9 protein-coding genes and 1 pseudogene are annotated in these 9,951 nt (G+C 67.0%); 6 read left to right on the top strand and 4 right to left on the bottom strand.

From position 1 onward, the window contains the following. A pseudogene (locus B2W70_RS00495) lies at nt 1-190 on the top strand (hypothetical protein); the annotation flags it as partial. Nucleotides 191-327: 137 nt separating this feature from the next. After that, nucleotides 328-1,611 (top strand): pectin acetylesterase-family hydrolase, encoded by a 1,284-nt coding sequence (locus tag B2W70_RS00490; protein ID WP_286741963.1) that lies wholly within the window; start codon nt 328-330, stop codon nt 1,609-1,611. Nucleotides 1,612-1,640: 29 nt separating this feature from the next. On the opposite strand, the gene B2W70_RS00485 is transcribed toward B2W70_RS00490, so the two are convergent. After that, nucleotides 1,641-2,363, bottom strand: a complete 723-nt coding sequence (locus B2W70_RS00485) for a TetR/AcrR family transcriptional regulator (protein ID WP_286741969.1) — start codon at nt 2,361-2,363, stop codon at nt 1,641-1,643. Nucleotides 2,364-2,693: 330 nt separating this feature from the next. On the opposite strand from B2W70_RS00485, the gene B2W70_RS00480 reads away from it, so the two are divergent. From B2W70_RS00480 to B2W70_RS00465, 4 genes are all read left to right on the top strand, one after another. Next, entirely contained in the window at nt 2,694-3,536 is an 843-nt protein-coding gene (locus tag B2W70_RS00480; RefSeq protein ID WP_058088287.1) for an SDR family NAD(P)-dependent oxidoreductase, read from the top strand. A gap of 49 nt (nt 3,537-3,585) precedes the next feature. Further along, a complete protein-coding gene (locus B2W70_RS00475) occupies nt 3,586-4,569 on the top strand; it encodes an alpha/beta hydrolase (RefSeq protein ID WP_286741960.1) in 984 nt (327 codons plus the stop codon). Between the two features lie 553 nt (nt 4,570-5,122). Next, a complete protein-coding gene (locus B2W70_RS00470; RefSeq protein ID WP_286741958.1) occupies nt 5,123-6,520 on the top strand; it encodes an L-serine ammonia-lyase in 1,398 nt (465 codons plus the stop codon). A gap of 66 nt (nt 6,521-6,586) precedes the next feature. Next, the gene (locus B2W70_RS00465) at nt 6,587-7,054 is read left to right on the top strand and encodes a MarR family winged helix-turn-helix transcriptional regulator (RefSeq protein WP_058086699.1); all 468 of its coding nucleotides are present in this window, start codon (nt 6,587-6,589) and stop codon (nt 7,052-7,054) included. 79 nt (nt 7,055-7,133) lie between these two features. Here the strand turns inward: B2W70_RS00465 and B2W70_RS00460 are convergent, their stop codons facing one another. The 3 genes from B2W70_RS00460 to B2W70_RS00450 all read right to left on the bottom strand — a co-directional run. Further along, nucleotides 7,134-7,730: a sugar transferase gene (locus B2W70_RS00460; RefSeq protein ID WP_286741955.1), complete on the bottom strand. Its 597-nt coding sequence runs from the start codon at nt 7,728-7,730 to the stop codon at nt 7,134-7,136. Between the two features lie 42 nt (nt 7,731-7,772). Further along, nucleotides 7,773-8,951 (bottom strand): DegT/DnrJ/EryC1/StrS family aminotransferase, encoded by a 1,179-nt coding sequence (locus B2W70_RS00455; RefSeq protein ID WP_286741953.1) that lies wholly within the window; start codon nt 8,949-8,951, stop codon nt 7,773-7,775. A 79-nt stretch (nt 8,952-9,030) separates the two neighbouring features. Then, a partial coding sequence (locus tag B2W70_RS00450) for a glycosyltransferase (RefSeq protein WP_286741951.1) occupies nt 9,031-9,951 on the bottom strand: 921 nt, incomplete at its 5' end.

Here is a 9,951-nt window from a genome sequence, read left to right as displayed (position 1 = left end):
ATGGGTGGGGCCGGCCGATGGGGTGCGCGAGCAGTACCACGCCATCGCCGTGGCGCGACGCGTGCAGCACCCTTGCGTGGCGGTTCTGACCCGGGCGGCTCGCCCTGCTGGCGCGCAGGGGGCAGGCAAGGCCGTGCGCCCTGGCGCCGCGAAGCGAGCGCGGCCCGGGGGTCCGCCGCTCAACCCGTGACGCGACGCGATCGACCCCCGGGATCTTCCCGCCATGCATGTGGAGGGGCGCAGGGGCGCTCACCGGGTTAACGCGATTCATCCAATGGCGGGTGCGCAGGCACGATGGCGCGCAAACCAGAACATGGAGCCGCGTTCATGCGTCAAAGCTTTTTCCGCACCGCCTTGCTGGCCACCTTCGCCATGGGCTTGCCCGCCCTGGCCCAGGCTGCTGTCGACTACTACAAGTGGACCCCGGTGACCTTGCCGGTGTCGTCGGGCGCGTCCTGCGGCAACGGCACGCCTGCGCGCGTCTTCGTCAACCGCACGCCGATGACGACCAAGACGCTGGTGTACTTCGAAGGCGGTGGCGCCTGCTGGAATCAGAACGGCTGCCTGGGCAAAGGCAAGCTCACCGAGGTGGCATCCAACCCCAACGGCGTGCCGGAGAACTACCTCAGCCAGGTCAATGCCGCCGTGTTCGGCATGGCCACGCCGCTGATCACGCGCACCGCGCTGCTGGGCAAGGTCTACACCCAGAGCTGGAACATCGTCTACGTGCCTTACTGCACGGGCGACGTGCACACCGGCGCCGCCGTGCAGACGTACAGCGACGCCGACCCGGCCAAGCCCACCGTCTACCATCACCGCGGTTACAAGAACGCCAAGGCCTTGGGCGACTGGATGGCCGCCAACATGCCTCAGCCTGAGCACCTGCTGGTGTCGGGCTCGTCGGCTGGCGGCGTGGGCGCGACGGCCAACTACGGCGTGCTGCGCCTGGCGCTCAAGCCCAAGAAGTCGGCCCTGGGTGCCGATTCCGGGCCCCTGTTCCCTGCGCCTCAGAACGGCACCTCGGCCCAGTACCCCTCGCTGCCTTTGCAGAACAAGGTGCGCAGCCTGTGGGGCGTCGACCGCCCGGATGGCGTGGCCTCCGAGCTGATCGCGATGTACCCCGAGGCCGGCGACGTCTCCGACCTGTCGACGCTCAACACCGGTCTGCCCAAGGTCTTCCCCAAGGACCGCTTCGGCTACATGGCGTTCCAGGAAGACGGCATCTTCTCGGCCTTCTCGTACACGAGCTTCTACCCCGAGATCGCGGCGCTGAGTGGCAAGGCCAAGGACCAGGCCATCAACGTGCTGTGGCGCAAGGACATGGCCAACTGGCGAGCCCAGCTCGACAAGAACCCGGCAACCTCCGGCTACTACTTCCCGACCTGGCGCCCCTTCCTGAAGGCCCACACGCTGGCGCTGCTGGACTTCACCGGCACCGGCATCGAAGAGGCCAACATCAAGAGCGTGGCCACCTTCTACGAGAACCTGATCGACGAGTCCAAGCCCGTCCTGCGCGTGCAGGAGCAAGACCAGGTGGGCGACCACAAGCGAGTGCTGTCGGTCAACCCGCTGCAATGGCTGGTGGCGCTGCTCGAAGGCCTTTTCCTCTGATGCCTGCCCGGTGAACCCGGGCGCGGCGCTCAGGCGCTCTTGCGTGCCTTGAGCTGTGCCTGGTCCAGCTCTTCGAGCTGCACGCGGGCGTAGGCGATGCTGGCTTTGAACAGGCTCAGCAGGTTGCGCAGCACGTCTTCGAGCGGGGTGCTGCAGCGATCGGCCACCCACTGCGTGGCGATGCGGGTGTTGGCGCCCACCAGGCCGTTGGCCAGGATCAGGGCGTCCAGGCCCAGCTCGGGCAGGCGCGGGAACATCTGCTGCATGAACCCGGCGATCAGGTGGGCGAAGTCCTTGGAGGCCTGCTCGGCCAGCATGTTCATGCCTTCGCCAGCGTTGACCGCGTCGATCAGGGCCACGCGCGCGCGGTGCGGGTCGTCGCGGATGTACTCCAGGAAGGTGCGCAGCGCGGCCTCGGCGAGCTTTTCGGGCTCGGGCTGGCAGGCCGCCAGCGACAGGATCGTGGCCTGCATCAGGTTGCGGTTGACGTCGGTGTAGACGGAGCGAAAGAGGTCCTCCATGCTGCCGAAGGACTCGTAGAAATAACGCGAGGTGAGCTGGGCCTGGCGGCAGACGTCGCGCACCGTGGCCTGGTGGTAGCCGCGTTCCCCGAAAACGGCCAGGCCCGCTTCGATCAGGCGGGCGCGTCGTTGGCGCTGGCGCTCCTGCGAATCAACCCCGCCATAGCGGCGGCCCGTGGCCCCCGGGGTGGAGGGGGATTCGGGGTTAACCCTTTGTCTGGAAACGGACATTGTCAAATACCATTCTGAAATTGACGATTGTCAAAATGCGTCGATGCGAACCGTGACCCGAACCGGCCTGCGCCAGGTTCAGGCGCCACGGGTCGGGTCGGGGCAGCACCTCGGATTTTCTCATCGATGCGTGCTTGCGCGACAAAAAGGGCATCCGAGGCGACATTTTCGCTGGGAAGTGGCTTTCATGGTGCCCCAGTCCAGGGGGGCGCGCCAAGGCGGAAAAGCGCCAGAGTGCGTCTGCCGAGGGCGATCAGGCGTCAGCCACGACCGATCCGACAACCAGGCGGTCCCAATGGGGCCGTTTTTTTGGGGCCACCCGAGGGCACGATGAAAGACTTCAAGAACAAGGTCGCAGCCATCACTGGCGCCGCATCCGGCATGGGCCGCACCCTGGCCCTCGAACTGGCTCGCCGCGGTTGCCACCTCGCTTTGAGCGACGTGAATGAAAAGGGCCTGGCCGAGACCGCCGCCCTGGCAGGCAAGTTCGGCGTCAAGGTCACGACCACCAAGGTCAACGTGGCCAATCGCGACGAGGTGTACGCCTGGGCCGATCAGGCCGCGCGCGACCACGGCAAGGTCAACCTGATTTTCAACAACGCCGGCGTGGCGTTGGGGGCCTTCCTCGAAACCGTCAAGGCGGAAGACTTCGAGTGGATCATGGGCATCAACTTCTGGGGCGTGGTGTGGGGCACGCAGGCCTTCCTGCCGCACCTCAAGCGCTCGGGTGATGGTCACATCATCAACACCTCGAGCCTGTTCGGCTTGCTGTCCATCCCCACCAACGGGACCTACAACGCCAGCAAGTTCGCGGTGCGCGGCTACACAGAGGCGCTGCGCCAGGAGCTCGACATGGCCGCCTGCGGCGTGAGCGCCACCTGCGTGCACCCGGGCGGCATCCGAACCAACATCGCTCGCACGGCCAAGATGGACGAGAGCATGGACCGAGCCACCGGTGGCAAGACCGAGCAGGCCCGCGCCAACTTCGACAAGCTGCTCAACACCACCACCGCCGAAAGCGCCGCGCTGCAGATCCTGCGCGCCGTGGAGGGCAACCAGCGCCGCGTGCTGGTCGGCCTGGACGCCAAGTTCCTCGACAAGCTGGTGCGCGTGCTGGGCTCGTGGTATCAACCGCTGACCACGCTGTTCGCCAAGCGTGACCTGAAGGGCTGAGCGGGCGACTTGCCCGCGAGCGCTCGCCACCGCACCGCAAGGACTGCCCATGTCTGCCGTCATGAACAACGCACCCACTTCTTCGCCTTCGACCGCGCCCATTCAGCGCACCTACGAGCCGGTCCCCGGCCTGCAGGAAAGCATCGTCTCGACGATGATGCGCGCCAGCCTGCGCTTTTTGTTCAAGCCGGTCATCAAGCCGCCGATGCCGGTGGGCCTGCAGCGCGCTGTGCTGCACACGCTGTCGGTTTCGATGCCGCCCGGTGGTGGGGTGAAGGTCGAGCACGTGAAAGTGGGCAACATGACGGCCGAGCGCATCACGCCCAAGGCCACGCCGCAGCCGAAGCACGCCATGCTGTACCTGCACGGCGGTGCTTTCTGTGCCGGCAGCCCGCGCAGCCACCGCAGCATCACCTCGCGCCTGAGCCGCCTGGCCAACTGCGAGGTGCTGGCCATCCATTACCGCCGCGTGCCAGAGCACCCCTTCCCTGCGCAGATCGAAGATTCGGTCGAGGGCTTCAAGGACTTGCTCAAGCGCGGCTACAAGCCGGAGAACATCGCCGTGGGCGGGGACTCGGCAGGCGGCACCCTGACGCTGCTGCTCTTCAAGGCGCTGGAGCTCGAAGGCCTGCCCACGCCCAAGTGCCTGGTGATGATGTCGCCCGCGTTCGACGCCAAGCTCAACAGCGACAGCGTCAAGCGCTACAAGAAGCTCGATCCGATGATCAACATCGAGTGGGGCATGCAGGGCTTTGCCTGGTACCGCCCGCGGCACGACCACACGCTGGCCTTCCCCAAGCGGCAAGACCTCAGCACGCTGCCGCCCACGCTGGTGCAGGTCGGTGAGATCGAGGTGCTGCACGACGATTCGGTGTGGCTGCTGCACGCTGCCAAGCGCTTTGACCGGCACGTGGAGCTGGAGGTCTACAAGGGGCGCTGGCATGTGTTCCAGATCCATGCTGGCTTGATGCCGAGTGCGACGCGCGCTTTGGAACGGCAGGCTGCGTTCATGAAGCAGCATTGGGGTGCTTGATTTTTGTGCGGCGGTTTGTGCGTGGCCCGGTGGGCGGGGTGCGTGTGATCCGGCCCTGCGCGGGGCACCACCGAGCTTTGCTGCGGTCACCCCTTGAACACCCATCAAGTGGTTGCCGAGCCATGACACCGCACATGTCGGGCCGGCTCACACGCTCCCCACCCATCGAACCTGAGCCACCGCGCACTGCGGGGTTGGCGGAAGGAGGGCGACGCACAGCGCCGCCCTCCTTCCTTCTCCGCCTGCCACGTTGTGTCGCGGGCAGGGGGCGAGGGGTGCCTGCGCAGGCCCGACATGTGCGGTGTCATGGCTCGGCATCTGCTTGGCTCGCGTTCAAGGGGTGATGGTGAACACGCTCGGTGGTGCCCCGCGCAGGGCCTGAGCAGGCACCCCTCGCCCCCTGAACGTTGCTCAACCGTGGCACACCACACCAAAACAGCCAACACCCCCAACACACACCGAGCCCTATTTCACAGTCACCCAAAGGGCCTCAGGGTCTGCCCCGTTGCCACCCCCACCGCAAATGCGACGATGACCACATCGGGAGCAAACCATGGCCATCTCGGTGTTCGACCTCTTCAAGGTGGGCATCGGCCCCTCCAGTTCCCACACCGTGGGACCGATGCGGGCCGCGCGCCTCTTCGCACTCAGGTTGCAGCGCGAAGGCCTGCTGGCAAGCGTGGCACATGTGCGCTGCGAGCTGCTCGGCTCCCTCGGCGCCACGGGCAAAGGTCACGGCAGCGACCGCGCCGTGCAACTCGGCCTGATGGGGCACGAGCCTGACTCGGTGCCCATCGACGCCATCCCTGGCTGGCTGCAAGCCGTGCGCGACACGCACCGCCTGTCGATGCTGAACGAACACGAAGTCAGCTTCGACCCGGACCATGACCTCGTGCTCGATGGCCGGCGCTCCCTGCCCTTCCACCCCAACGCGATGACGTTGATGGCTCTCGATGCCAAGGGCCAAGCGCTGCTCACCGAAACCTGGTACTCCGTCGGCGGCGGCTTCGTGGTCTCGCAGGACGTGGCCGAGCACCCCGCACGGCAAGCCGACATCGCCCCCGGCCCCAACGCACTGCCCCTGCCCTTTCACAGCGCAGGTGAGCTGCTGGCGCTGTGCACTCAGCATGGCCTGAGCATCGCCGACCTCATGCGCCGCAACGAGACCCACTGGCGCAGCAACCAGGCCACCCGCGACGGCCTGCAAGCCACCTGGCAGGCGATGCATGCCTGCGTGCGCCGAGGTTGCGGCATCGACCAAACCCACCACCCCGAGCTGCCAGGGGGCTTCAAGGTGCGGCGGCGCGCACCGCAGGTTCACCAGCGGCTCACGGTCAACGCCAACCAGGCTGACCCGCTGCAGCAGATGGACTGGGTCACGCTCTGGGCCCTGGCCGTCAACGAAGAGAACGCATCGGGGGGCCGCGTGGTCACCGCCCCCACCAACGGCGCGGCCGGCATCGTGCCGGCGGTGCTGCACCACGCCATGCACCACCTGCCTGGCGCCAGCGACCACCGCATGGAAGACTTCCTGCTCACCGCCGCCGCCATCGGCCTGCTGTGCAAGGAAAACGCCTCCATCTCGGGCGCCGAAGTCGGTTGCCAAGGCGAAGTGGGCGTGGCCTGCGCCATGGCCGCGGCCGGCCTGTGCGCCGTCATGGGTGGCACCCCAGCTCAGGTCGAGAACGCCGCCGAGATCGGTCTGGAGCACCACCTGGGCCTGACCTGTGATCCCGTGGGCGGGCTGGTGCAGATCCCCTGCATCGAGCGCAACGCGGTGGGCGCGGTGCAGGCCCTGCACGCCGCGCGACTGGCCCTGCTGGGCGATGGACAGCACCGCGTCAGCCTGGACCAGGCCATCCTGACCATGAAGCAGACCGGCGCGGACATGCAAAGCCGCTACAAAGAGACCTCGCTGGGGGGCCTGGCCGTCAACATCGTCGCCTGCTGACGACAAAGGCCCCATCTGTCGCAGCCGATGACACACAGGCGGGGACGGCGCTCCTAGACTGACCCCATGCAAGACACGGATCACTTCGTCCCACGCGTTCCCGGCATCGACTACGGCGTGCTCGACACCCTGCTGGGCTATGCCGTTCGCCGGGCTCAGATCCGCCTCTACGAAGACTTCGTCACCTCGCTGGCGCCATGGGGCATCACACCGCCGCGCTTCTCGGCCATGGTCATCGTTTCGCGCAACCCGGGGCTCAAGCCGATCCAGCTGGCCAAGGTGCTGGGCATCGCTCGATCGGGTGTCGTGATCCTGGTCGACGCGCTGGAAGAGCTGGGCTACATGCAGCGGCAAGCGGTGCCAGAGGACCGGCGCGCCTTCAGCCTGTCGCTGACCCCACGCGGGCAGGCCGCCCTGGTGGAGATCACCCAGGCGGTTCAGGCTCACGACGAGCGCATGGCACGCATGTTCTCGGCCCAAGAACAGGCGCTCTTGCGTCAGCAACTGACCCAGCTGGCTGGCGGCACCGACTGACTGCGAAACCTGGGCCACCCAGACCGCTTGGGCAACTTGGGCCGCCTGTTAAGTCCCGGCCCAGCTTCTCATCACTTTTTCAGCGGCGCACGATGGCCACCACCGTGCGCCAGATCAGCCAAACGTCCAACCACAGCGAGGAGCGCTCCACGTAACGCGCCGCCAGCGCCAGCTTGTGCGGAAGCACCTCGTCGATGTAGGCGCGCTCAGGGTCCACGGCACGGGCCAGCACCGCGCTTTCGTCGCGGTACTCGATGGAGGCGATGTCGGTGATGCCAGGGCGCACCGACAACACCTTCTCGCGCACATCGGCCGGGTAGTGCGCCACGTAGCGCGGCACCTCGGGGCGTGGCCCCACCAGGCTCATGTCGCCCAGCCAGACGTCCAGCAACTGCGGCAGCTCGTCGAGCTTGGAGGCGCGCAGGAAGCCGCCCACGCGCGTGATGCGGCGGTCCGCCCCCACCGTGATCTGCAGGCCCTGGCCGGCTGGCTCGTGGCGCATGGTGCGGAACTTGTGGATGAGAAAGGGCTGGCCGAAGCGGCCCACGCGCTCCTGGCGGAACATCACCGGGCCCGGGGAGTCGAGCTTGACCAGCGCGGCGATCAGCAGCAGCAGCGGCGCCAACAGCAGCAAACCGATCGAAGACAGCAGCAGGTCGAAGAGGCGTTTGGCCATGGAGAACGAAGGCTCGAAGGCGGCGGCAGGCTCGGGTTCGGATCAAGCGCGGCCAAAGGCCTTGCGCACCGAGGCCACCACGCGGTCCACGTCGGCATCGGTCATGCGCGTGTACAGCGGCAGGCTGACCATGCGCTCGTACGCCAGTTGGCTGTGCGGGAACTGCTCGGGCTGGAGGTCGTAGCGGTCGCGCCAGTAGGGGTGCAGGTGCAGCGGGATGTAGTGCACGCTCACGCCGATGCCATCGGCAAAGAGCTGCTGGATGAGCTGATCACGTGTGATGCCCGCCTCGTCTTTCAGGCGAACCACGTAGAGGTGCCACGAATGGCGATCGCCCGCGTGCACGGGCCGCGGCGGCAGCACCAGCGGCAGGTCGGCCAACGCTGCGTCAAAGCGCTGCGCCAGGTGTTCGCGCTTGTGCTGAAAGCCCTCGATGCGCTGCAGCTGATGCAGGCCCAGTGCTGCGGCGATGTCGGTCAGGTTGTACTTGAAGCCGGGTGCCACGATCTCGTAGTACCAGCTCGGCACCTTGGCCGTGAAGCGATCGAAGGCATCGCGGTTGATGCCATGCAGGCGCATCACCTTGGCACGCGCGGCCAGCTCGGCGTTGCGCGTGACCAGCATGCCGCCTTCGCCCGTGGTCATGGTCTTGTTGGCGTAGAAACTGAAGACGATGGCGTCGCTGTCGTGCAAGCCGATCAGCTTGCCGCGCCAGGTGGTGGGCAGCGCGTGGGCCGCGTCTTCGACCACCTTCACGCCATGCTTTCGCGCGATGGCCTGCACCGCGTCCATGTCCACCGCCAGGCCGGCATAGTGCACCGGCATGATGGCCTTCGTTTTCGGCGTGATGGCCGCTTCGAGTTGGGCCAGGTCGATGTTGAGCGTGGCCGGGTCGATGTCCACCAGCTTGACGTCGGCGCCCAGGTAGCGCACGACTTCGGCCGTGGCCGTGAAGGTGTGCGTGGTGGTGATGACCTCGTCGCCCGGACCGATGCCCAGCGCTTCGAGCGCCAGGTGCAGGCCTGCGGTGGCCGAGTTCACGGCGATGCAATGCAGCCCGGGCTCACCCAGGAAGGCCCCGAACGCCTCTTCGAACTTGCGTGCCTTCGGGCCGGTGGTGACCCAGCCCGAGCGCAGCGTGTCGACGACCTCGGCGATTTCTTCTTCGCCGATTTCAGGCAGGGCGAAGGGCAGGAAGGCGGGCTTGTTGTCGGTGCTCATGGGCAAGTCAGGGGCGAAGGAGGTGCGGAAAAGGCGGCGGCAAAAGAGGCTGGAAGGACTGCAAAGGGGCCTCGGCCGCTCACCTGGTCAGGCGGCCGAACGCCGGGTCGGGCTTGCCACGCAGCAAGGCATCGAACCACCCGCTGAGCGAGCCCAGTCCATACCCGAAATGGTAGGCCGCAATCACATCGGGCAGGTGCCAGAACAGCTCGCGCCCGGCTTCACCGGCGATGCGCCAGCTCACGGCCAGCACGGCCGAGCCATACAGCAGCGTCAGCGCCAACAGGCCGGCGGTGCCAACGGCCGACACCCACAGCGCACCCAGGCGGTAATTCTGGCCTGGCTCGATCAACAGGGCCACGGCGGAGCCCGCGATCATCAGCAGCACACACAGCAGCAGCGCGGCCACGAACAGGCCGGGGACGAGGTGACGCAGCGCGGCAGCCTGACCGTGCTTTCTCATCACGAAGGGTTTCCAGTAGCCGTACTGGCGGTACTGCCGAAAGACATCGCCCTTGCTGCTGCGCGGGAAGTAGACCGAACGGATCGACGACGACTGCCAGATGCGCCCGCCGCCCCGGTGGATGCGCAGGTTGTGCTCGTCATCCTGGTTGCGCACCAGGTTCTCGTCGAAACCACCGAAGCGCTCGAAGGTGCTGCGCGGCCATGCGCCCAGGTAAACGGTGTCGGCCTCGCCGTTGTGGGCCAGGTCGCGAGACAAGGCCCCGCCAGCCACCCACTTCGACTGGAAAGCCGCCGCCACGGCGCGCTGCACACGCGCCTGGGGGCCCTCGCCACCTTGCGCCCGCCAGGGGCCGCCCACGTTGTCGGCGCCGGTGGCCTGCCAAGTGGCCAGGCACTGGGCGATGTAGTCCTCGGCGTAGACCGTGTGCACGTCCAGGCGCACGATGAACTCACCCGTGGCGCGCTCGATGCAGCGGTTCAGCCCGGTCGAGACGATGCGCCCAGGGTTGTCGATCATCGAAAAGTGCATGGCCTT

Source organism: Aquabacterium sp. UBA2148 (assembly GCF_002328915.1).
Classification (GTDB): Bacteria; Pseudomonadota; Gammaproteobacteria; order Burkholderiales; family Burkholderiaceae_C; genus Aquabacterium; species Aquabacterium parvum.
Note: the sequence above shows the minus strand (reverse complement) of the source record. Positions and strands in the feature narration are given on the sequence as shown.